Origin of the sequence: Aureimonas sp. Leaf427 (assembly GCF_001425485.1) — a bacterium.
In the GTDB taxonomy this organism is placed as follows: domain Bacteria; phylum Pseudomonadota; class Alphaproteobacteria; order Rhizobiales; family Rhizobiaceae; genus Plantimonas.
This window is the reverse complement of sequence record NZ_LMQW01000051.1, coordinates 199,194-220,830: the sequence shown is the minus strand read 5'-3', so window position 1 is coordinate 220,830 and position 21,637 is coordinate 199,194. Positions and strand designations below refer to the sequence as shown.

Annotated in this window: 20 protein-coding genes; 12 read left to right on the top strand and 8 right to left on the bottom strand. The window is 67.2% G+C overall.

Annotated features, from left to right (window positions below):
- The first annotated feature begins 5 nt into the window (after positions 1-5).
- The 8 genes from rplI to ASG62_RS21745 all read left to right on the top strand — a co-directional run bounded on the left by rplI (position 6) and on the right by ASG62_RS21745 (position 8,067).
- On the top strand, positions 6-584 hold the full coding sequence (rplI, locus tag ASG62_RS21780; protein WP_056690335.1) for a 50S ribosomal protein L9: 579 nt from the start codon (positions 6-8) through the stop codon (positions 582-584).
- A gap of 289 nt (positions 585-873) precedes the next feature.
- Positions 874-2,358, top strand: coding sequence for a replicative DNA helicase (locus ASG62_RS21775; RefSeq protein ID WP_056690794.1), 1,485 nt, complete (start codon positions 874-876; stop codon positions 2,356-2,358).
- Between the two features lie 40 nt (positions 2,359-2,398).
- Positions 2,399-2,647, top strand: coding sequence for a hypothetical protein (locus ASG62_RS21770; protein ID WP_056690332.1), 249 nt, complete (start codon positions 2,399-2,401; stop codon positions 2,645-2,647).
- 134 nt (positions 2,648-2,781) lie between these two features.
- A complete protein-coding gene (gene radA / locus ASG62_RS21765) occupies positions 2,782-4,170 on the top strand; it encodes a DNA repair protein RadA (protein ID WP_056690329.1) in 1,389 nt (462 codons plus the stop codon).
- 108 nt (positions 4,171-4,278) lie between these two features.
- Positions 4,279-4,899 (top strand): CvpA family protein, encoded by a 621-nt coding sequence (locus ASG62_RS21760; RefSeq protein WP_056690326.1) that lies wholly within the window; start codon positions 4,279-4,281, stop codon positions 4,897-4,899.
- A 265-nt stretch (positions 4,900-5,164) separates the two neighbouring features.
- Positions 5,165-6,628 (top strand): amidophosphoribosyltransferase, encoded by a 1,464-nt coding sequence (gene purF, locus ASG62_RS21755; RefSeq protein ID WP_156382300.1) that lies wholly within the window; start codon positions 5,165-5,167, stop codon positions 6,626-6,628.
- A gap of 193 nt (positions 6,629-6,821) precedes the next feature.
- On the top strand, positions 6,822-7,559 hold the full coding sequence (locus ASG62_RS21750) for an SDR family NAD(P)-dependent oxidoreductase (RefSeq protein WP_056690321.1): 738 nt from the start codon (positions 6,822-6,824) through the stop codon (positions 7,557-7,559).
- Between the two features lie 43 nt (positions 7,560-7,602).
- Complete coding sequence (locus ASG62_RS21745; RefSeq protein WP_056690318.1) at positions 7,603-8,067, top strand: GFA family protein; 465 nt, start codon at positions 7,603-7,605, stop codon at positions 8,065-8,067.
- A 99-nt stretch (positions 8,068-8,166) separates the two neighbouring features.
- Here the strand turns inward: ASG62_RS21745 and ASG62_RS21740 are convergent, their stop codons facing one another.
- The 6 genes from ASG62_RS21740 to ASG62_RS21715 all read right to left on the bottom strand — a co-directional run bounded on the left by ASG62_RS21740 (position 8,167) and on the right by ASG62_RS21715 (position 14,959).
- Positions 8,167-8,742 (bottom strand): pyridoxamine 5'-phosphate oxidase family protein, encoded by a 576-nt coding sequence (locus ASG62_RS21740; protein ID WP_056690314.1) that lies wholly within the window; start codon positions 8,740-8,742, stop codon positions 8,167-8,169.
- 12 nt (positions 8,743-8,754) lie between these two features.
- Complete coding sequence (locus ASG62_RS21735) at positions 8,755-9,585, bottom strand: CDP-alcohol phosphatidyltransferase family protein (RefSeq protein ID WP_056690311.1); 831 nt, start codon at positions 9,583-9,585, stop codon at positions 8,755-8,757.
- Positions 9,586-9,601: 16 nt separating this feature from the next.
- Positions 9,602-10,300 carry a phosphatidylserine decarboxylase gene (locus tag ASG62_RS21730; protein ID WP_056690307.1) on the bottom strand — a complete coding sequence of 233 codons (699 nt, stop codon included), beginning with the start codon at positions 10,298-10,300 and terminating at the stop codon, positions 9,602-9,604.
- A gap of 215 nt (positions 10,301-10,515) precedes the next feature.
- Positions 10,516-11,328, bottom strand: coding sequence for a TadE/TadG family type IV pilus assembly protein (locus ASG62_RS21725; RefSeq protein WP_162247018.1), 813 nt, complete (start codon positions 11,326-11,328; stop codon positions 10,516-10,518).
- A gap of 165 nt (positions 11,329-11,493) precedes the next feature.
- Entirely contained in the window at positions 11,494-13,398 is a 1,905-nt protein-coding gene (locus ASG62_RS21720) for an ABCB family ABC transporter ATP-binding protein/permease (RefSeq protein ID WP_056690300.1), read from the bottom strand.
- Positions 13,399-13,528: 130 nt separating this feature from the next.
- Complete coding sequence (locus tag ASG62_RS21715) at positions 13,529-14,959, bottom strand: LysM peptidoglycan-binding domain-containing protein (RefSeq protein ID WP_056690298.1); 1,431 nt, start codon at positions 14,957-14,959, stop codon at positions 13,529-13,531.
- Positions 14,960-15,306: 347 nt separating this feature from the next.
- On the opposite strand from ASG62_RS21715, the gene kdsA reads away from it, so the two are divergent.
- Together kdsA and ASG62_RS21705 are read left to right on the top strand one after the other, a co-directional pair.
- The gene (gene kdsA / locus ASG62_RS21710; RefSeq protein WP_056690295.1) at positions 15,307-16,158 is read left to right on the top strand and encodes a 3-deoxy-8-phosphooctulonate synthase; all 852 of its coding nucleotides are present in this window, start codon (positions 15,307-15,309) and stop codon (positions 16,156-16,158) included.
- A 32-nt stretch (positions 16,159-16,190) separates the two neighbouring features.
- Complete coding sequence (locus ASG62_RS21705; protein WP_057180586.1) at positions 16,191-17,189, top strand: KpsF/GutQ family sugar-phosphate isomerase; 999 nt, start codon at positions 16,191-16,193, stop codon at positions 17,187-17,189.
- Positions 17,190-17,293: 104 nt separating this feature from the next.
- Here ASG62_RS21705 and ASG62_RS21700 read toward each other — a convergent pair whose 3' ends face one another.
- Complete coding sequence (locus ASG62_RS21700; protein ID WP_056690290.1) at positions 17,294-18,595, bottom strand: PQQ-dependent sugar dehydrogenase; 1,302 nt, start codon at positions 18,593-18,595, stop codon at positions 17,294-17,296.
- A 315-nt stretch (positions 18,596-18,910) separates the two neighbouring features.
- Between ASG62_RS21700 and ASG62_RS21695 the strand changes: the two genes are divergently transcribed.
- A complete protein-coding gene (locus tag ASG62_RS21695) occupies positions 18,911-20,092 on the top strand; it encodes a fumarylacetoacetate hydrolase family protein (RefSeq protein ID WP_056690287.1) in 1,182 nt (393 codons plus the stop codon).
- A 77-nt stretch (positions 20,093-20,169) separates the two neighbouring features.
- Here the strand turns inward: ASG62_RS21695 and ASG62_RS21690 are convergent, their stop codons facing one another.
- A complete protein-coding gene (locus ASG62_RS21690) occupies positions 20,170-20,436 on the bottom strand; it encodes a GlsB/YeaQ/YmgE family stress response membrane protein (protein ID WP_056690284.1) in 267 nt (88 codons plus the stop codon).
- A gap of 380 nt (positions 20,437-20,816) precedes the next feature.
- Between ASG62_RS21690 and ASG62_RS21685 the strand changes: the two genes are divergently transcribed.
- Positions 20,817-21,470: a hypothetical protein gene (locus ASG62_RS21685; protein ID WP_056690281.1), complete on the top strand. Its 654-nt coding sequence runs from the start codon at positions 20,817-20,819 to the stop codon at positions 21,468-21,470.
- Positions 21,471-21,637 lie beyond the last annotated feature (167 nt).

The following is a 21,637-nucleotide window of genomic DNA, read 5'->3' as shown; positions in this document are numbered from 1 at the left end:
CAGCCATGGACGTCATCCTTCTCGAGCGCATCACCCGCCTCGGCCAGATGGGCGACACCGTCCGCGTCAAGGACGGCTTCGCCCGCAACTACCTTCTGCCGACGGGCCGCGCCCTTCGCGCCTCGGAAGCCAACCGCAAGAAGTTCGAATCGCAGAAGGCGGACCTGATCGCCCGCAACGAAGAGAAGAAGAACGAGGCGGCCGCCGTCGCCGAGACGCTGCAGGGCCAGACCTTCACGGTCGTGCGCTCCGCCGGCGAGACCGGCCAGATGTACGGCTCGGTGTCCGCGCGCGACATCTCCGACATCCTCAAGGAGAACGGCTTCAAGGTCGGCCGCAACGAGATTCTGCTCAACCTGCCGATCAAGGCGATCGGCGTGCACTCCGTCTCGATCCAGCTTCATGCCGATGTCGAGGTCTCCATCTCGCTGAACATCGCCCGTTCGCATGAAGAAGCCGAGCGTCAGGCCCGCGGCGAGACCCTCACCTCCGCCGCCGCCATCTACGGCGTCGACGAGGACCCGATCGTCCCCGGCAACGGCGGCGAAGACGAGATCGTGGACGACGAGTCCGAAGAGGCCTGATCCTCTCCGTCTCGGCGTTCCGCTGCGACCCAATCTGGAAAGCCCCGGTCACGCCGGGGCTTTTTTCTTGCGCCGCCTCGGCCCACCGACTCGTCGCGGGGCGCGCCGATCTCTCGACGTCGTAGAGTCAAGGACATCCGTCGCTCGCTCCACAGCGTCGTCCGTCGGCCTGTGGACGGGGCGCTTCCAGACTCCCATCTCTGGAGAGAAGCGACGGGAGCCTGTAGGACGGTCCTTTCGCCCCTCATACGATCTCGGGGCCCCTCTTAAGATCTCGGGAATGACCGCCATGGCCGAACCGGCCCGCAAGTTCGAGGAGGAGACCGCGCTCTACCGCGAGGCTCCCGGCAATATCGAAGCCGAGCAGGCGCTTCTCGGCGCGATCCTCGTGAACAACGACGCCTATTACGTCGTTCACGATTTCCTGAAGCCGGACCATTTCTTCGAATCGCTGCATCGCGACATCTACGCCCGCGCGTCCGAAATGGTGCGCATGGGCAAGATCGCGACGCCCGTGACGATCAAGACCTTCCTTCCCGCCAACGAGAAGGTCGGCGACATCACCGTCGCGCAATATCTCGCCCGACTCGCTGCCGAGGCGACGACGGTCATCAACGCAGGCGACTACGGCCGCGCCATCTACGACCTCGCCATCCGGCGCTCGCTGATCCGGATCGGCGAGGACATGGTCAACATCGCCTTCGACGCGCCGCTCGACATGGAGCCGAAGGCCCAGATCGAGGATGCGGAGCGCCGGCTCTTCGAGCTGGCCGAGACCGGGCGCTACGATGGCGGTTTCCAGTCCTTCACCGATGCGGTGACGCTCGCCGTCGAGATGGCGACCGCCGCCAAGGACCGCGACGGCGGCCTGTCCGGCATTTCCACCGGCATCATCGCGCTCGACCGGCAGCTCGGCGGCTTGCAGCGCTCCGACCTGATCGTGCTGGCCGGCCGTCCCGCCATGGGCAAGACCTCGCTCGTGACCAACCTCGCCTTCAACATCGCGGCCGCCTTCGAGCCGGCCAACCAGTCGGACGGGACCTTCGCGGCGAAGAACGGCGGCGTCGTCGGCTTCTTCAGCCTGGAAATGTCGGCCGAGCAGCTGGCGACGCGCATCATGTCGGAGCAGACGGAAATCTCGTCCTCCAAGATCCGCCGCGGAACGATCAACGAGGCCGAGCTCGTCAAGCTCATCGCCTGTTCCGAGCAGATGCAGAAGCTGCCGCTCTACATCGACCAGACCGGCGGCATCTCGATCGCCCAGCTCGCGGCGCGCGCGCGGCGCCTGAAGCGCCAGCGCGGGCTCGACGTCATGATGATCGACTATATCCAGCTCATGCAGGGCTCGGCGAAGAACTCGCAGAACCGCGTCCAGGAAATCACCGAGATCACGACCGGCCTGAAGGCGCTCGCCAAGGAGCTGAACGTCCCGATCATCGCCCTTTCCCAGCTCTCGCGACAGGTCGAGAACCGCGAGGACAAGCATCCCCAGCTCTCGGATTTGCGTGAATCCGGCTCGATCGAGCAGGACGCCGACGTCGTGCTCTTCGTCTATCGCGAGGAATACTACCTCTCGAACAAGGAGCCCAAGCAGGGCACGCCGGAGCATCTGACCTGGGAGCAGGAGATGAACGAGGCGCGCGGCAAGGCCGAGGTGATCGTCGCCAAACAGCGCCACGGCCCCACCGGCACCGTCCCCCTCGCCTTCCAGGCCGAGTTCACGCGCTTCGCGGACCTGGCCGACGAGGCCTATCTACCGGAGCGGTACGAGTAGGCGGATCGACGATCCCGGCGCTCCCGGCAAGATCGTTGCCATGGAGGCGCCGATCTCGGATCATGGAGACGGCCCATCGGACGAGCGTTATCAGGCGCCCGCCATATCGGAGACAGAGGTCATGACCCGTCTGGACAAGATCGAGCAGGATATTGCCGGCCTTTCGCACGACGAGTTGGCACGATTCCGAGAGTGGTTCGAACAGTTCGAAGCCGACCGCTTCGACCGGACGATCGAAGACGGGATCAAGGCCGGCGAATTGAACGCACTCGCGGATGCAGCCCTCTAGACTGATACGCTACCTCACCTGATCGCCGTGCGTCCGACGTCGGCATTGCGGCCTTCAAAGAGGCAATAGATGGAGCTTGTTTCCTTTTTGTTCTCGTGCGACATGGGGAGCGATCAGGGACTATCGCGACCGACATGGCCAAGACCAAAGCCACCTTCATCTGCCAGAACTGCGGCGCCGTCACCAATCGCTGGCACGGCAAGTGCGAGGCCTGCGGCGAGTGGAACACGATCGTCGAGGAGACGGTCTCCGGCGGGATCGGCGGCGGGCCGAGGCAGAGCGCCCGGCGCGGACGCCCGGCGGCGCTCATGTCGCTCTCCGGCGAGATGGAGGAAGCGCCGCGCATCCTCACGGGCATCGGCGAGCTCGACCGCGCGGCCGGCGGCGGCATCGTGCGCGGATCGGCGATCCTCATCGGCGGCGACCCCGGCATCGGCAAGTCGACGCTTCTGATGCAGGCGGCGGCCGGGCTCAGCCGCGGCGGCCACCGCGTCGTCTACGTGTCCGGCGAAGAGGCGGTGGCGCAGGTCCGGCTCCGGGCGCAGCGCCTGAAGGCCGCCGATACCGACGTGCTCCTCATGGCCGAGACCAATGTCGAAGACATTCTCGCCACGCTCCACGAGGACAAGCGGCCGGACCTCGTCATCATCGATTCGATCCAGACGCTCTGGTCCGACATGGCCGAATCGGCGCCGGGAACGGTGACGCAGGTGCGCACCGGCGTGCAGGCGCTGGTGAAATACGCCAAGTCGAGCGGCGCGGCCGTCATTCTCGTCGGCCATGTCACGAAGGACGGGCAGATCGCGGGGCCGCGCGTCGTTGAGCATATGGTCGACGCGGTCCTCTATTTCGAGGGCGAAGGCGGGCATCACTTCCGCATCCTGCGCACCGTGAAGAACCGCTTCGGGCCGACCGACGAGATCGGCGTCTTCGAGATGGGCGACCAGGGCCTGCGCGAGGTGCAGAACCCGTCGGAGCTGTTTCTGGGCGAGCGAAACGGGAAGTCGCCGGGCGCCGCCGTTTTCGCGGGCATGGAGGGCACGCGGCCCGTTCTCGTGGAAATCCAGGCGCTCGTCGCGCCCTCGACGCTCGGCACGCCACGCCGCTCCGTGCTCGGCTGGGACGGGCCGCGCCTCGCCATGGTGCTGGCGGTGCTGGAGGCCCATTGCGGCGTCCGGCTCGGGCAGCACGACGTCTATCTGAACGTCGCCGGCGGCTTTCGCATTTCGGAGCCGGCGGCCGATCTTGCGGTGGCCGCGGCGCTGGTCTCCTCCCTGTCCGGACTTGCCCTGCCCACGGATTGCGTTTATTTCGGCGAGATCAGCCTGTCGGGCGCGGTGCGTCCGGTGGCGCATGCCGCTCAGCGGTTGAAGGAGGCGGAGAAGCTTGGGTTCGCGCAGGCGGTACTCCCGTCCCTCAGTGCAGACCTTCCGAAGGGTCGGAGCGGCTCGATCAACGAAATCGACAGCCTTCCCCATCTCGTCGCGCGCGTCGCGGCGGGGCGAGCGAGCGAAGACCGATAGAAGACGGGGCGCCGGAACGGGCGTCCGAGCGAAGATGGCAGGGACAGCCGGGTCCAAGGCCGGCGCTCCGGCGCTCGGCGAGCGTTCGGGGCCACAGAGGTGGAAGTCATGACGGTCACACTGCTCGATGCCATCCTCGTCGGCATCATGCTGGTCTCGGCGCTGCTCGCCATGGTGCGCGGCTTCTCGCGCGAGGTCCTGTCGGTCCTGTCCTGGCTCGCGGCGGCGGCGGCGGCCTTCTTCTTCTACAAGCAGCTGACGCCCTACGTGAAGCAGTACGTGGAGAGCGACACGGTGGCGATGGGCCTGTCCGGCCTCGCGATCTTCTTCCTGACGCTGATCATCGTCTCCTTCATCACGCTGCGCATCGCCGACTTCATCATCGACAGCCGCATCGGCGCGCTCGACCGCACGCTCGGCTTCGTCTTCGGCGCGGCCCGTGGGCTCGCCCTCGTCGTCGTCGCCATGCTCTTCTTCAACTGGCTCGCGCCGGAGAACCAGCCGACCTGGATCGCCGAGGCTCGCTCCAAGCCCTTCCTCGACGATCTCGGCGCGCGCCTCGTGGCGGCCGTGCCGGAGCGGCCGGAGGAGCTTCTTCCCGAGCAGATCCGCGAGAAGCTGGATCGCCAGCCGGCGGCCGAGCCGTCCACGATCGAAGGCGCGATCGAGGGCGCCGCTCCCTCCGATACCGGCGCCGCCGACGCTCCGGACGAGGCGCCGGCCAACTGATCGAAGGCCCGAGACGGCGCTTTTGCCGGGGTTTGGGCAAGGATTCGCTGAACAAACCGTTTCGGGTGCAGTTTGTGCGTCGCGAAATCGGTCGGGGACGCCTATATAGACATCGCAGACGGTGCCATCGTCGAACGCCGAGCCTGTCCGAACCTCGTATAGGTTCGGCCGGGCCTTTCGGTATTTCAAAGTTCGTTCGGCGGGTCCGGCTCGGAGACTGCACGCGAGGCATGCCGGCCTAGCCCGGCGGATGGCGAGACGAGACATGGGCGAGACCCCTTTCGGCGATCCGGACGACGACACGCTGCATGAGGAATGCGGTGTCTTCGGCATCTTCAACCGCGCGGATGCCGCTCCGTTCGTGACCTTGGGGCTCCACGCCCTGCAGCATCGCGGACAGGAGGCGGCGGGCATCGTCTCCTTCGACGGAACGCAGTTCCACGTCGAGCGCCATGCCGGGCATATCGGCGACACGTTCACCAAGCAGTCCGTGCTGGAGCGCCTGCCCGGCACCTCGGCGATCGGCCATACGCGCTACTCGACCTCTGGCGGCGGCGGCCTGCGCAACGTGCAGCCCTTCTTCGCGGAGCTTTCCGCCGGCGGCTTCGCGGTCGCCCATAACGGCAACATCACCAATGCGATGACGGTCCAGCGCGAGCTGCAGCGCCGCGGATCGATCTTCTCCTCTACCTCGGACACCGAGACGATCCTCCACCTCGTCGCGACCAGCGCGGCGCGGATGTTCACCGACAAGCTGATCGATGCGCTGTCGCGGCTCGAAGGCGCCTTCTCGCTCGTCGGTCTCTCGCCGAAGAAGATGATCGGCGTGCGCGATCCGCTCGGCATCCGGCCGCTCGTGCTCGGCGACCTCGAAGGCTCGCCGATTCTCGCCTCCGAGACCTGCGCGCTCGACATTATCGGCGCGACCTTCGTGCGCGACATCGCGCCGGGCGAGATGGTGATCGTGACGGAAAGCGGGATCGAATCGATCTTCCCCTTCCAGGCGCGCCGCCCGCGCTTCTGCATCTTCGAATACGTCTACTTCGCCCGCCCCGATTCCAACATCGAGGGCCGCAACGTCTACGACATCCGCAAGCGGATCGGAGCGGAGCTGGCGCGCGAGAGCCACGAACCCGCCGACATCGTCGTGCCGGTGCCCGATTCCGGCGTTCCGGCGGCGATCGGCTACGCGCAGGAGGCGGGCCTGCCCTTCGAGCTCGGCATCATCCGCAACCACTATGTCGGCCGCACCTTCATCCAGCCGACGGACGCGATCCGCCACATGGGCGTGAAGCTGAAGCACAATGCCAACCGCGCGATCCTCGAGGGCCGCCGCGTCGTCCTGGTCGACGATTCGATCGTGCGCGGCACGACCTCGCAGAAGATCGTGCAGATGGTCCGCGATGCCGGCGCCAGCGAGGTGCATATGCGCATCGCCTCGCCGCCGACCCGCTCCAGCTGCTTCTACGGCGTCGACACGCCGGAAAAGGCCAAGCTCCTGGCCTCGCGCATGTCGGTCGAGGAAATGGCCGACTTCATCAAGGTCGACAGCCTCGCCTTCCTCTCCATCGACGGCCTCTACCGCGCCGTGAAGGAGCCTGCGCGCAATCCGCTGCAGCCGCAGTTCTGCGACGCCTGCTTCACCGGCGACTATCCGACCTCTCTGACGGACCATGAAGGGTCCGCCTCCAACGTCCGCCAGCTCTCGATGCTGGGCGGCGCCGGCTGAGACATCAGACGATCGAGCTGCCCGGCCCGATCGCCTCGACCGGAAGCCGAATGCGGCTTCCGCAAGTTTCCCATCTCATCGATCCGCCTGCGGCCGGAACGGCTGCTCGCCTTTCTCCGTGCGGCGTACTATCGGAAAGCCTGCTTCGGTCCGAAGAGGCCCGACGGTTTGGAACGCATGCGGAGTGGCATCCATGGGAAAACTGGACGGGCGGATCGCCCTCGTCACCGGCGCCTCGCGCGGCATCGGCTATAGTCTCGCAAAGCTGCTCGCCGGCGAAGGGGCCCATGTCATCGCCGTCGCGCGGACCGTGGGCGGGCTGGAGGAGCTCGACGACGAGATCCAGGCGGCCGGCGGGGCTGCGACCCTCGTTCCCCTCGACCTCTCCGACATGGCCGGCATCGACCGGCTGGGCGGCGCGATCGCGGAGCGCTGGGGCAAGCTCGACGTGCTCGTCGCCAATGCCGGGGCGCTCGGCGTCCTCGCACCCATCGGCCATATCGAGGCGAAGACCTTCGAGAAGACGATGACGCTGAATGTCACCTCGACCTGGCGTCTCATCCGCTCGACCGATCCGCTGCTGCGCCGCTCCGATGCCGGACGCGCGATCGTTCTCTCCTCGGGCTCCGCCCATTCCGCCAAAGCCTACTGGGGCCTCTATGCTGCGACCAAGGCCGCCGAAGAGGCGCTGGCGCGCTCCTGGGCGAACGAGACCATGAACACGGCCCTTCGCGTCAACTCGGTCAATCCCGGCGGCACGCGCACGGCCATGCGCGCGCTCGCCATGCCCGGCGAGGACCCGCAGACGCTGCCCTCGCCGGCCGAGGTCGCGACGCGCATCCTGCCGCTGGCCTTTCCGGACTGCACGGAAACGGGCCGCATCTTCGACGTGCGCCAGAACCGGTTCACGACCTACCGCATGCCGGACTAAGACCGGAGATATCGAGCCGCGACGATCAGGGAGATCCTCCTTCATGGGTGTCATGTCGCTTCCCGCCGAGGGCGGTTGCCGCTGCGGTGAGATTCGGTTCCGGCTCTCCGCCGCACCGGTCTTCACCGCCGTCTGCCATTGCTCGGGCTGCCAGCGCATGAGCGGCAGCGCCTTCTCGACCACGATCTCCGTCCCATCGGACGGTTTCTCGCTTCTTTGCGGCGCGCCCGTCATCGGCGGGCTCCACGGCCCCCAGGCGCGGCATCACCACTGCCCGCATTGCAAGAGCTGGATCTTCACACGGATCGAGCCTGACATGGGCTTCGTGAACGTTCGCGCGACAGCGCTCGACGATGCCGCCTGGTTCGAACCCTTCCTCCAGACCTATACGAGCGAAGCCCTGCCCTGGGCCCTCGTCGCGGCCCCGCACAGCTATCCGCGCTTTCCTGACATGGCGGATTTTCCGGCGCTCGTCGCCGAATTCGCCGCGACGCAGCGTCTGGCGTAAGCCGCCGCGTCCGGCGCGATTAGAGTTTGTCAGGGATAAGTGGGAACCGATTATCCCGAAAAGACAAACGGCCACAAAAGAATCGAGAGTCTGTCTGGTTCAGTATGAACCTGACAGACTCTCGTCGATAGGCAGTCCCGTCGGCAGGCCGTCGAGGCTTTCGACGTTCTTCTCGCGGCGGTAGGCGACGAGACCCTCCTCGCCCTTGGCCATCGCCCAGCGGTCGAGAACGTTCCGCTCTCCCGCATGGTCGAAGAGGGGGACGCCGTAACCGCAGGAGGTCTGGACGAGGTCCACGTCGAGAAAGACGATCTGGCGGGCGCCGAGCGGCTCGCCGGCCGGACAATGGCGTTCGAGAAAGGCGTCGTAGGCGGGCGAGCCGCGAAAGGCGATGCGGCCTCGCCCGTAAAGGCGCAGGATCAGCGGCGGCCCCTCGAAGGCGCAGAGCATGATCGTCAGCCGACCGCCCGCCTTCACATGGGCTGCGGTCTCCGAGCCGCTGCCGGTGAGGTCGAGATAGGCGACCTCGTTCGGCCCGAGCAGATGGAGATGCTCGGTCGAGCGCGGCGAGAGGTTCACGTGGCTGTCGCCGGCCGAGGAGGCGGTGAAGAAGATCTTCTGCCGCCCGATGAAGGCGGCCTGTTTCTCGTCGATTTCAGGAAACTGCTTGGCCATGGCCGTCCGTCCTCAAAGCGCCGCCGCCTCGCGATCGGCCTTCGCCTGACGCCGGAAGGAGCGGACGGAGAAGATCATCGCGATGAAATAGGCGATCGTCGTGGCGCTCAGCGTCTCCCAGAGGAAGCTGACGAGCAGCGCGACGTAGAGGACGAGGCCGAGGATCACCGGAATAACGAACTCGCGCCGGATCTGAACGCCGATCGTCTTGCCCGACCAGGTCGGAATACGGCTCGCCATGAGAAAGCCGATGACGAGAAGATAGCCCGCCGACAGAAGGGCCGTCGCCTTGGGCGAGCCGAGGTCGATGCCGGTGAAGGAGAGATAGAGCGGCAGCATGGCGAGGCCGGCACCGGCCGGCGCGGGCACGCCGGTGAAGAAGGCGCTCTGCCATTCCGGGCGCTTGGGGCCGTCCAGCATCGTGTTGAATCGCGCCAGACGCAGCGCGCAGGTCGCGGCGAAGAGAAGCGCGGCGATCCAGCCGGCAGAGCCGGCCTCGCGCAGCGAATGCGCGTAAAGCACCATGCCCGGCACGACGCCGAAGTTCACGATGTCGGCGAGCGAATCCATCTCGGCGCCGAACCGGCTCTGGCCCTTGAGAAGGCGCGCGATGCGGCCGTCGATCCCATCCAGAAGCGCCGCCCCGATGACCATGCCGACGGCCAGCTCGAACCGGCCCTCGAAGGCGAGGCGCATGCCGGTCATGCCGGCGCAGATCGAGAGGATCGTGATGAGGTTCGGCACGATGTGACGAAACGGGATGCGGCGGCGAACGGCGACCTCGGCGGTGGCGTCCGAGGCGGCCGCGTCGTCGAGATCGGTCGGGGGCAAGGGCGCGGTCATGGCGGCGTTCCTCTCCTCAATCCCGGCGGAAAGGCCAGGCGGGGCCGGAGCTGCCGAACTCGGCGAGCACGGTCTCGCCGGCCTTGGCGCTCTGCCCTTCCGCGACGCGCGGGCGGGCATCCTCGGGCAGGTAGACGTCGAGGCGCGAGCCGAAGCGGATGAGGCCGAAGCGCTCGCCGGCCTCCAGGCGGTCGCCCGTCGCCGACCAGCAGATGATCCGGCGGGCAACGAGGCCCGCGATCTGCACGACGCCGATCTCGCCGCGCGGCGATTCGATCACGACGGAATTGCGCTCGTTCACCTCGCTCGCCTTGTCGAGCTCGGCATTCTTGAACTGGCCCTCGCGATAGGTGATCCGCGCGATGCGGCCGCGCATCGGGGCGCGGTTCACGTGGCAGTCGAAGACGTTCATGAAGACGGAGATGCGCAGCATGGGCTCGACGCCGAGCTCCAGCTCCGGCGGCGGCACGACATGGCCGACCAGCGAGACATGGCCATCGGCCGGGCTGACGACGAGATGATCGGCGATCGGCGTGACGCGCTCGGGATCGCGGAAGAAATAGGTGCACCAGGCGGTCAGGACGAGGCCGATCCAGAAGAGCGGCTGCCAGAGCAGGCCGAGCAGGATCGCTCCCACGAAGAAGGCCGCAATGAACGGAAACCCTGCCCGATGGATCGGAACGAAGACATTTCGGATCGACTGGATGATGTCCATGACGCTCGGCACCCCTTTTTCGGGGGATGACTACAGCATCGCGGCGGGCGGTGGTATCTCCTTTCCGAACCCGCGGCGGTCACGAAGCCGCGGGTTGGGCCGGGTGGAGAGGCCGAGCGACAAGCGCTTGCAGCGGCGGACGCCGCCCGCACGGCCGGGTCGCGAGGCCTCGCCCACCATGAGCGCTGGCACAGATCGCTGACGGCGGCTCGAGCTTACTGGCTGACGTAGAGCGCCTTGTTGTCCGAGTTGCAGGTCAGGTCGTACTCGAAATCCTTGTAGTTGGTGTCGCCGCCGTCCTCCCAGTGATTCTCCTGGGTCGGCCGGCATTTGCCCACCACCTGCAGGCGTTTCGATGCGTCCGCCGCGTCGCTCCAATAGGTCTTGGTGGAGCCCTTCCGCTGATCCTGAAACTGGTCCCAGACGATCATGCCGACCCCGAACGTGTCGTACGTGCTTCCCAGCACGTAGGTTTCGGATGCCGATTTCAGCGGCGGGACGATGGTCTTCTTGCCGGACACGATGTTGTAGTCGTAGGTGATGACGTCCTTCTTCATCAGGATCTTGCCGTCCTTGTCCTTGGTGAAGACGAAGATCGTCTTCGGATACCAGCCGGACGCGCCCGTCGGCGTGAAGGTGACGCTGATGATCTTGGGCAGGCTGGCCTTGTTCGCGACGTTGAAATCGAGTTTCGGGATCTGCGCGAGCTTCAGGAAGGACGTGGGGGCCGATCCGGAGACGGCACCCGTGATGTCGCCCGTGGTCGTCAGCGTGAAGGTCGGCTTATAGGTCTTGGCATCCGCGCCCATATTGGCCGCGAAGAAGGCGTTCGCGGTCGCGACCTCGTTGCCGGGCGGCGCCTTGGCGCCGGCGAGGATCGCGGCATCGAGACTTCCCAGGACCTTGCGCCGTTCCGCGATCATCTTGGCATAGTCGACGCTGCCGCCGATGCCGATCACGATAGGAACCGTCGCCAAAGCCGCGATGACCGCGAAATTGCCGCGGCGGGACTGAAAGAACGTCTTCAACAGCGACATCTACGCCTCGGATCGGAGCTTCTCGATGCGCCGTCTATACCAAGTGCGCATTGAGTAGATTTTAAGCCTGACCCTAAGTTTGGATTTGCACTCTTTCCCTCTTGTTGACCATGCGCGTGCCGCAGCGCGGTCCCGGTGTCGTTGTCGTAGCCGACTCTACCGATCGGATGGTTCCGGCGCCGTCCGGCGGCGCTCGAGAATGCCGAGTTCGTCGGCCTCGCGTGCCCGGCGCAGGGTCTCCTCGGCCTCCGTCGCCTCGCGCTGCATGCGCCACATCTCGGCGTAGAGGCCTGCCGTCTCCAGAAGTTCGCGATGGGTGCCGCGCTCCACGATCTGGCCGGCGCGCAGGACGATGATCTCGTCGGCGTCGATGATGGTGGAGAGGCGGTGGGCGATGGTGAGCGTGGTCCGCTCCTTGGAGACGAGATCGAGCGCCGACTGGATCTCCTGCTCGGTATGCGTATCCAGCGCGGAGGTCGCCTCGTCGAGGATGAGGATCGGCGGCGCCTTCAGGATGGTGCGGGCGATGGCGACGCGCTGCTTCTCGCCGCCCGAGAGCTTCAGCCCGCGCTCGCCAACCATCGTGGCGAAACCATCGGGCAGGATGTCGATGAAGCCGGCGATCTGCGCGAGTTCGGCGGCATGGCGCATCTCCTCGTCGCTCGCCTCGATCCGCCCGTAGCGGATGTTGTAGGCGATCGTGTCGTTGAAGAGCACGGTGTCCTGCGGGACGATGCCGATGGCGGCGCGCACGCTTGCCTGGGTGACGCGGGAAATGTCCTGCCCGTCGATCAGGATGCGCCCGGAGGCGACGTCGTAGAAGCGGAAAAGCAGACGCGAGATCGTCGACTTGCCCGCGCCGGAGGGTCCGACGATCGCCACGGACTTGCCTGCCGGAACCTCGAAGGAAATGCCCTTCAGAATTTCGCGCTGCGGATCGTAGTGGAAGCGCACGTCCTCGAAGCGGATGGCGCCGTCGGTGACGCGAAGGCTGACCGCGTCCGGCCGGTCCCTGACCTCCTCCTCGACCTCCAGAAGATGGAACATCTCCTCGATGTCGGTGAGGCCCTGACGGATCTCGCGGTAGATGAAGCCGATGAAGTTCAGCGGGATCGACAGCTGCATCAGCATGGCGTTGATGAAGACGAAGTCGCCGAGCGTCTGCGTGCCGGCCTGCACCTCGCGCGCCGACATGATCATGGTGATGCCCATGCCGATCGCGAAGATCACGCCCTGGCCGAAGTTCAGCCAGCCGAGCGAGGTCCAGGTCTCGGTCGCCGCCTTCTCGTAGCGCGCCATGGAGCGGTCGAAACGCTCGGCCTCCATGGCCTCGTTGCCGAAGTACTTCACCGTCTCGAAGTTGAGCAGCGAATCGATCGCCTTGGTGTTCGCCTCCGTGTCGGAATCGTTCATCTCCCGGCGGATCGTGATGCGCCAGTCGCTCGCCTTGATCGTGAACCAGGAATAGACCGCGACCGTGCCGGCAATGACGACGAGATAGGACAGGCCGTAGGAGAAGCCGAAGATCGCGGCCGTCAGCGCGAATTCGAGAACGGTCGGGACGGAGTTCAGGATCGTGAAGCGCACGATCGTCTCGATGCCCTTCGTGCCGCGCTCGATGATGCGGCTGAGACCACCGGTGCGCCGCTCCAGATGGAAGCGGAGCGAGAGCGCATGCATGTGCGTGAAGGTGCGGAAGGCGAGCTTGCGCACGGCATACTGGCCGACGCTGGCGAAGAGCGCATCGCGCAGCTGGTTCAGGGCGACGGAGAGGATGCGCGCGACATTGTAGGCGACGACGAGCGTGATGGCGCCGGTCAGCACGATCGGCAAGACCTTCAGCGCGCTGTTCGTGCCGTTCAGCGCATCGGTCGCCCATTTGTAGAAGTAAGGAATGCCGACCGTCAGGAGCTTGGCGAGCACCAGATAGAACGTCGCCCAGACGACGCGCGCGCGAAGATCGGGCCGGCCGACCGGCCACATGTACGGCCAGAGATTGAGAAGCGTCGAGAAGGTCCGTCCGCGATCGGCGGAGACCGTCTTCGGTGTCGATGAGGGCAAGGGAACCGTCCGATAGGGAGCGCCGGGCGCCCGGATGCCTCAAGGCGAGGCGGCGCGCCGGCTTTCGAACCGTTCTAAAGTCTCGCGGCGCCCGGGGAAAGCCCCTGCCCCGGTCGGCCCGGTCGATCGGCTACTGCGCCGCACCTTCGGGCATGCGGAAGACCTGGCCGGGATAGATGCGGTTGGGGTCGCGGATCTGGTCGCCATTGGCGAGGTAGATCGTCGTGTAGCGCGCGCCCTGGCCATAGGCCTGACGGGAGATGCGCCACAGCGTGTCGCCGCGCCGGATGATCACGCGGGCGCCCGCCGCCTGGAGCGGCGCCTGCCGGGCGGACGCGACATCGCCGTCGCCCGCCGTCTCCGTCGCATCGGCGGTGGAGACGGCGGTCTCCCTGCCCGGAGCGCCGGTCGAGACCGCGCCCGGCTCGGCAGTCGCCGAGGACGCGTCGCCGGCGGGAACGTTTCCGGCCGGCGGCATCGCGCCGTCGGCAGCCAAGGTCTGCGAGGAGGGTTCGCCGGAGCCGGGTGCCGCACCCGGCGCCGGTGCCGCGTCGCCCGTGGGCGCCGCGTTCGACCCGGCGCCGGCGACGGCGGACATGCTGCGACCCTCGGGCTTGACGAAGGGCACTTCGACGCGGGCGAGGACACGGCCGTCGGCCGCGACCTGATCGGCGCGAACCATATGCTGTCCCGGCGCGACGGCCGATCTGGTCGAAACCAGGAAACGGTCGGTCCGGCGGCCGGCATGTTCGGCCAGGAAGACGTTGTCGATATAGACGCGGATCGTCAGGCCTGCAGGCGCCCGGCCCGCGACATAGACCGTGTCGTCCTCGATCTCGACGGCCTCGACCGCGAGTGCGCCGTCTCCGACGAGGTTGGAGGCCGGCGACGGGTCGGAAACCGGCGGGGTCACGCCATCGGCGGCGGCCTCCGTCGTGCCGGAACCGGCGGCGAGCGCCGTCCGACCCGTGGACTCGCTCGCCTTCGGCACGCTGATCAGTCGGGAGGGCTGGTCGGGCGTCTGCACCAGGGCGAGGAGTTCGTCTTCCCGGCCCGGCTCGGGCACGCTGACGATGGCGGTCTCGCGCGAGGTCGCGGCGGCGCCGTCCGCGCCGGTCGCCTCGATGCGGATCTGGTGCTCGCCGACGGGAAGCGGCTTGTCGAGAACGATCGCGAAATCGCCGCCGGGGCCGACCTTGTCCTCGCCGAGGACGGAGGTGCCGTCGGTCAGCCGCACCGTGGAGCCGGCCGCGGCCTTGCCCGCCATGACGGTGGAGCCGTCCGGCTCGACACGAAGGATATCGAACGTGGGGACGGGGGGGCCTAAGTCGGCGGCCGCGGTCGTCGCCGCCGTCTCGCCGGTCGCCGTCGCCGGTGCCGTTTCGGCCGGGCCGGGCTCGGCCTTGGGCTCGGCCGACGCGCCGGCGGAGGCCGACGGTTCGGACGGCGTCTCGCTCGCGACCCGCAGCTTTTCGGTGTTCAGCATATCCCAATAGCCGGCGAAGATCGCGGCCAGCAGGACGAGGCAGAACAGAGCTATGCCCACGATACGACGTTTCATTCCAAAGTCCGTCCCATGCCGCCCACCGAGACTTCGAGGGCCCGCATGGGTCGAAGACTTAACGAACCCTTTACGCGCTCACAAGCGAACAACGAATCATCCTGCCATGCTGGTAAACGGCAATGCCTGCCGTTCCGTCCGAGGGGGCGCCGCAGGCGGTCGTGCGGGTTTCGATGGGATGCGCCATGCCGGACGCGACCGAACGGGCCGACGCACCCGGAGCGCCCTCGCCGACATGACCCGGCGGGAGGGGCACGACACCTATCCAAGGCCGGATACAGGCTCTAGAAGTCGGCTCGACCCTCAAAAGCCCCGCGCCTTCGCGCCGCGCCCGGAAAGGCCGCCCGATGTCCTCCCTCCCGTCCGAACAAAAGACCGGGGCCCGCCGCTTCGAGGTCGGCTCCGTTTCCTTCGGCAACGATCTGCCTTTCGTCCTGATCTCCGGCCCCTGCCAGATCGAAAGCCGCGACCACACGTTCCGCATGGCCGAGGCGCTGTCGGGAATCGCGGCCGAGGCGGGCGTTCCCTTCGTCTTCAAGGCCTCCTACGACAAGGCGAACCGGACCTCGCTGTCGGGCCAGCGCGGCGTCGGCATTGAGGAGGGTCTGAAGATCCTCGCCGACGTGCGCGAGCGCTTCGGCTGCCCGGTCCTCACCGACATCCACGACATCCCGCAGGCCGCCGCCGCCGGCGAGGCGGTGGACATTCTCCAGATTCCGGCCTTCCTCAGCCGGCAGACCGATCTTCTCGTCGCCGCCGCCAAGACGGGACGCTCGATCAACGTGAAGAAGGGCCAGTTCCTGGCGCCCTGGGACATGGCGAACGTGGCGGCCAAGCTGTCGCAGTCGGGCAACGAGCGGATCATGCTCTGCGAGCGCGGGGCCTCCTTCGGCTACAACACGCTCGTCACCGATTTCCGCGCCCTGCCGATCATGGCCGAGACCGGCTATCCCGTCGTCTTCGACGCGACCCATTCGGTGCAGCAGCCGGGCGGCCAGGGCACGAGTTCGGGCGGCGAGCGACGCTTCGCCCCGCCGCTGGCGAGAGCCTCCGTCGCCGTCGGCGTCGCCTCGGTCTTCGTGGAGGCGCACGACGATCCCGACCATGCGCCGAGCGACGGGCCGAACATGCTGCCGCTCGAATGGATGCCCGGCTTCCTCCAGAGCCTGAAGCGCATCGACGAGATCACCAAGGGCTGAGAGCCCTCGCAACCGAAACCCGGGACGCCGCCATGCTGGACAGAGCCGAAGCCCCCTCGCCCAAGCTCGCCGCCGCCATCGACGAGGCGCGGCAGACGATCGAGATCGAGATCGCCGGCCTTCACGCCCTCGCCGCCTCGATCGACGAGCGCTTCGTGACGGTGGCTTCGATGGTGAAGCGCTGCAAGGGCCGGGTCATCGTCACCGGCATCGGCAAGTCCGGCCATATCGGCCAGAAGATCGCGGCGACGCTGGCTTCCACCGGCACGCCCGCCTTCTTCGTCCATGCCGCCGAGGCCGCCCATGGCGATCTCGGCATGGTCGGGGCCGAAGACCTCGTCATCGCCATCTCCAATTCCGGCGAGAGCACGGAGCTTCAGGCGATCATCGAATATTGCCGGCGCTTCCAGGTCGCGCTCGTCGCCATGACGGCGCGGCCGGACTCCGCGCTCGGCCGCAATGCCGATGCGATCCTCCTCCTGCCGGATGCGGCGGAGGCCTGTCCGCTCTCGCTGGCGCCCATGACCTCGACGACCATGTGCCTCGTGATGGGCGACGCGCTGGCGGCGGTGCTGATCCGGGCACGGGACTTCCGGCGCGACGACTTCGCCAAGTTCCACCCGGCGGGCAAGCTCGGCGCCCAGTTGCTGCGGCTCTTCGAAGTGCTCGACCGTCGCCCGCATCTGCGGGACGTGCCGCGCGTCGAGACGACGAGCCCGATGCCGCAGGTGATCTCGGCGATCAGCCAGGGCCAGCGCGGCATCACCGCGGTCTACGACGGCACGCGCTTCGAAGGCGTCGTCACCGATGGCGACCTGCGCCGCGCGATGACGGACCGCACGATCTTCGACAAGACGGCGGCCGACATCATGTCCCGCCATCCCCGCCGCATCGGCGCCGACCGGCTCSCCGTCGACGCGCTCGCGCTCTGCGACGAACACCGCATCTCGGCGGTCTTCGTCATGGATGCGGAAGGCGACGTCGCCGGGCTGGTGCAGCTCAAAGACCTGCTCCAGCTCGGCATCGTGTAGAGTTTGTCAGGGATAAGTGGAAACCGGGTATCCCGAAAAGACAAACGACAACAAGGAACTCGAGAGTTTGTCTGGTTCAGAATGAACCTTACAAACTCTAGGCTTCAGGCGTTCGACACGCGCCAGATGACGTCGCCGACATCGTCGGCGACGAGCAGCGATCCGTCCGCGCCGAGCGTGACGCCGACGGGGCGGCCGTAGGAGACCTTCTCGTCGGGGGCGAGGAAGCCGGTGAGGATGTCGCGCGGCGGGCCGGAGGGGCGGCCGTTCTCGAAGGGCACGAAGGCGACCTTGTAGCCGCTGAGCTTCGAGCGGTTCCACGATCCGTGCTGGCCGATCACCATGCCCTCGCCGAACCCGTTCAGCGTGCCGGCCGGCAGCCAGCAGAGGCCGAGCGAGGCCGTGTGGCCGCCGAGCGCATAATCCGGCGCGATCGCTCCGGCGACGAGGCCCGCGTCCTGCGGCACGCGATCGTCGACCGTCCGGCCCCAATAGCTGTAGGGCCAGCCGTAGAAGCCGCCCTCCCTGACGGATGTCAGGTAGTCCGGCGGAGTCTCGTCACCGAGCCCGTCGCGCTCGTTCACCACGGTCCAGAGCGCGCCGGTATCGGGCTGGATCGCGAGGCCGACCGGATTGCGAAGGCCGGAGGCGAAGACGCGGCTGGTGCCGGAGGCGAGGTCGATCTCGTAGATCATCGCCCGCCCCTCCTCGACCGCCATGCCGCTCTCGGCGATGTTGGAGAGCGAGCCGACGCCGACGAAGAGCTTGGTGCCGTCCGGGCTCTTCAGAAGGCTGCGCGTCCAGTGTCCGTCCGGCTTGTAGGTCGAGATGCGCCGGGGCTGCGCCGAGATGCGCGTCTCCCCTTCCGCATAGGGGAACGCCACGACGCCGTCGGTGTTGCCGACGTAGAACGTGTCGCCGACGAGTGCCATGCCGAAGGGCTGGTTCAGGTTCTCGACGAAGGTGTGGCGCGTCTCGGCCGTGCCGTCCTTGTCGGTATCGCGCAGGAGAATGATCCGGTTCGGGCTCGTGCCGACCGCCGCCGCGCGCTTCATCGTCGCGTACATGGCGAGGTCGAAGGCCGACTTGATGGGTCCGGCAAGGCCGATCGCCTCGGCGACGAGCACGTCGCCATTCGGCAGGACCTCGATCCAGCGAGGATGCTTCAGCCCGCTCGCGAAGGCGTTGACCTTCAGGCCCGGCGCCGCCGTCGGCGCCTGCCCGACCTCCCAGCCCTTGGCCGTCGGCATCTTCAGCGTGGGAACGGCGCCCTGCGGGCGCGCTTCCGGAATCGTCGGCGCCGTGCCGTAGGCCGGCGCGCGAATGGCGTCCTTGCGGTGGCGGACCTTGACGGCGCCGGCGCCGATCAGCGCGACGACCTCGGCGAAGATGCCGGACAGGCTCATGATGGGTTCACTCCCGGAAGGTCCCGCCGACGCGGCGCCAGGGGCGTCGGTTCGCGGTTCGACATATCAGTAGGGCTACGAGGCATAAGGCAGCTCGCGGGCGATGCGAAGCCCCATCGACACAAGCTGGTATCCAAGATCGGTTCGTAAAGGCTCGGCTCCGGCGAAGCTGGTGGCAAGGCAGCGGTTCGGCCCTTTCCCCGGCACGCCCGGCAATTCTATATGCCGGCCTTGCCATCGCCGGGAGCCTGGGCGATGGCGTCATGATCGCGGGTGCGGACGGCGCGCCGGCCTTCGACGGTTTGGGAGAACGGGATGATCACGATCGAGCGGCATGCGGCGACGCTGGCCCTGGCCGAACAGAGCCGGGCGACCCTGGTCGGGCGGGTCTTCCGGCCCGAGCTCGGCGGCCCCTCCGTCGTGCGGATCACGGATGGTCGCGTCTTCGACATATCGGCAAGCTTCGCCACCGTCCGCGATCTCTGCGAGACGGAGGACCCGGCAGGCGCCCTCAGAGCGGCCGTGGGCGAAGATATCGGCGCGGTCGCCGACCTCCTCATTGCAGCGGACCCGCAGGCGCGCGACGGCGAGCGGCCCTATTTTCTCGCGCCCGTCGATCTCCAGGCGCTGAAGGCGGCCGGCGTCACCTTCGTCGCCTCGATGCTGGAGCGCGTGATCGAGGAGCGCATCCGGGGCGATGCGAACGCGGCGGCCGGCGTGCGCGCCACGGTGGAGGGGCTCGTCGGGCGAGACCTCAAGGCGCTGAAGCCGGGCTCGGCGGACGCCGCCAAGCTGAAGACCGCGCTGATCGAGGCGGGCGCCTGGAGCCAGTATCTGGAGGTCGGCATCGGCCCCGATGCGGAGATCTTCACCAAGGGCCAGCCGCTCTCGGCCGTCGGCACGGGCGCCGAGATCGGCGTCCATCCCGCCTCCACCTGGAACAATCCCGAGCCCGAGATCGTGCTCGTCGGGGCGTCCAGCGGCCGCATCGTCGGTGCGACGCTCGGAAACGACGTGAACCTTCGCGACGTCGAGGGCCGCTCCGCCCTTCTCCTCGGCAAGGCGAAGGACAACAACGCGGCCGCCGCGATCGGCCCCTTCGTGCGGCTCTTCGACGAGCACTTCACGCTCGACGACGTGCGCGCCGCGGACCTTTCGCTGACGGTCGACGGACCCGAAGGCTATCGCCTCACCGGCCGGTCCTCCATGCGCGAGATCAGCCGCGATCCCGCCGACATCATGGCTCAGGCGGTGAACGCGCATCATCCTTACCCGGACGGGCTGGTGCTCTATCTCGGCACGATGTTCGCGCCGGTCGAGGATCGCGACGAGCCCGGCCGCGGCTTCACGCACAAGGTCGGCGACATCGTCTCCATCGAAACGCCGGCGCTCGGCGTCCTCGTCAACCGCGTGCAGCCGACGGACAAGGTCGCCGGCTGGTCCATGGGCACCGCCGATCTCATGCGGAATCTGGCGAAGCGCGGCCTTCTCGCGTGAAACGTCAGGCAAAGAAAAACCGGTAGGCCACAGCAGCCTACCGGTTTTCCGGTTTCGCTCGCTCGTCGGGATCGGCGTCAGCGGACGACGCGATTGCCTCGAACGGCCCGCACGATGGCGATCAGGATGCAGGCGCCGATGAAGCCGGCGACGAGATAGCCGATCCACCCGCCGAAGGACACGCCGATCAGGCCAAAGAGGAAGCTTGCGATCGCAGCGCCGACGATGCCGAGAACGATGTTGAGGAGCACGCCCGTGTCGCGGCCCATGAAGCGGTTGGCAGCCCAACCCGCAATGCCGCCGATGATGATGGCCGCGATCCAGCCGACGCCTGCATCGTTCATGTCCTGCTCCTTCTTACGCATAGGGACCCGGCACATGCCGCCCTTGGCCTGCGTAATGGCCGGGGGGCGCCAGAGTTCCCGGCGGACGACGTTATAGGCGCGAAGATCGGGCGGGCATCGGACCGACAGCTCTCGAAGGTCGCCGTCGCGGCCCGGCACGGGAACATGGGCCCGTGCCGAGGCTCCGCCCGCTGACGACCTCGTCCAGGCGGCGATCTTTCGGCAACACTGCGTCACCTCATGGCCTCGTCGGCTTAAGTTGACGTTTTGAGAACACATTCTCATAGTTTCCCATCTTCGCAGACAGATCAGTCTGCCTTACCGAGAGCGGCATTCCGAGCACCGAAACGGAAGGCGAAGCTCGAAAGGTCTCGGCTTCCATGCGTCTTTGTTCCTGCCCTCCGTCCGACGCCGTTCTCGAAGAGGCCGGCCGGAATCGCCGCGACTGGACGGGAACCCCGAAACCACAGCCGACGGGCTGGCTGATCTCGGTCCTCGTTTCGATCCTCGCCGCCGCGGCCCTGGCGCTGTTCCTCCAATATGCGCCGGACGCTTCGACGCTCTTCCGGGAGGACGGGCCGATCGAGACGCTACAGGCGGCCGTGCTCGTCGTCGTCGCCGGTCTCTTCGCCGTCGGCTTCAGGCGCTCGGCGGGATCGCGGGCCTTCTTCTGCCTTCTGGCCGCCTATGCCTGCATCTTTGCGGTGACGCGCGAAATCCCCCGCTGCGGCAGCGCCTTCGTCGGGGGCGAGGTCTGCCTCCCCTCGTCGTGGAAGCGCGCCGTCGTTCTCGGCGCCTCGGCCCTGGCGGTCCTCGCCCTGGTGCTGCGCCCGCTCGACTGGCGCGCCGTGCTGCGGCCGTCCAACATCTTCTGGGTCTGGCCGAGCGCCATCGTTCTGGGCTTTCTCGTCTCGGCCGAAGCCCTGGAGAGCTTGGTCTATTACAGCGCGATCGAGGAGTTTCTCGAACTCGTCGCCTATTTCCATCTCGGCTTCATAGCCGTCTCGATTCTTCGACAACCCGTCCTGCGCTAAATCTCCCCTCCACGAGGCCGGGAGAATCGGCGACCCACGCTCGCACGGCTTCGCCCCAAGGTTGCGGTCAGACGACCGCGGCGGCTACACACGTCCTGCGTGTCCCGAGAAGGCGGTTTTGCGAACCGACTGCAGGCTCGCAACCTATCCCTCTGCCTGCGCTATCG

Excerpts from the sequence above, each read along its gene's own strand:
- ASG62_RS21695 (WP_056690287.1), top strand. The coding sequence starts at position 18,911 with ATGATCACGATCGAGCGGCATGCGGCGACGCTGGCCCTGGCCGAACAG.
- purF (WP_156382300.1), top strand. The coding sequence starts at position 5,165 with ATGGGCGAGACCCCTTTCGGCGATCCGGACGACGACACGCTGCATGAG.
- ASG62_RS21770 (WP_056690332.1), top strand. The coding sequence starts at position 2,399 with ATGGAGGCGCCGATCTCGGATCATGGAGACGGCCCATCGGACGAGCGT.
- ASG62_RS21730 (WP_056690307.1), bottom strand. The coding sequence starts at position 10,300 with ATGGACATCATCCAGTCGATCCGAAATGTCTTCGTTCCGATCCATCGG.
- ASG62_RS21700 (WP_056690290.1), bottom strand. The coding sequence starts at position 18,595 with ATGAGCCTGTCCGGCATCTTCGCCGAGGTCGTCGCGCTGATCGGCGCC.
- ASG62_RS21775 (WP_056690794.1), top strand. The coding sequence starts at position 874 with ATGGCCGAACCGGCCCGCAAGTTCGAGGAGGAGACCGCGCTCTACCGC.
- ASG62_RS21745 (WP_056690318.1), top strand. The coding sequence starts at position 7,603 with ATGGGTGTCATGTCGCTTCCCGCCGAGGGCGGTTGCCGCTGCGGTGAG.
- ASG62_RS21690 (WP_056690284.1), bottom strand. The coding sequence starts at position 20,436 with ATGAACGATGCAGGCGTCGGCTGGATCGCGGCCATCATCATCGGCGGC.
- ASG62_RS21735 (WP_056690311.1), bottom strand. The coding sequence starts at position 9,585 with ATGACCGCGCCCTTGCCCCCGACCGATCTCGACGACGCGGCCGCCTCG.
- ASG62_RS21715 (WP_056690298.1), bottom strand. The coding sequence starts at position 14,959 with ATGAAACGTCGTATCGTGGGCATAGCTCTGTTCTGCCTCGTCCTGCTG.
- radA (WP_056690329.1), top strand. The coding sequence starts at position 2,782 with ATGGCCAAGACCAAAGCCACCTTCATCTGCCAGAACTGCGGCGCCGTC.
- ASG62_RS21760 (WP_056690326.1), top strand. The coding sequence starts at position 4,279 with ATGACGGTCACACTGCTCGATGCCATCCTCGTCGGCATCATGCTGGTC.
- ASG62_RS21750 (WP_056690321.1), top strand. The coding sequence starts at position 6,822 with ATGGGAAAACTGGACGGGCGGATCGCCCTCGTCACCGGCGCCTCGCGC.
- rplI (WP_056690335.1), top strand. The coding sequence starts at position 6 with ATGGACGTCATCCTTCTCGAGCGCATCACCCGCCTCGGCCAGATGGGC.
- kdsA (WP_056690295.1), top strand. The coding sequence starts at position 15,307 with ATGTCCTCCCTCCCGTCCGAACAAAAGACCGGGGCCCGCCGCTTCGAG.
- ASG62_RS21740 (WP_056690314.1), bottom strand. The coding sequence starts at position 8,742 with ATGGCCAAGCAGTTTCCTGAAATCGACGAGAAACAGGCCGCCTTCATC.
- ASG62_RS21685 (WP_056690281.1), top strand. The coding sequence starts at position 20,817 with ATGCGTCTTTGTTCCTGCCCTCCGTCCGACGCCGTTCTCGAAGAGGCC.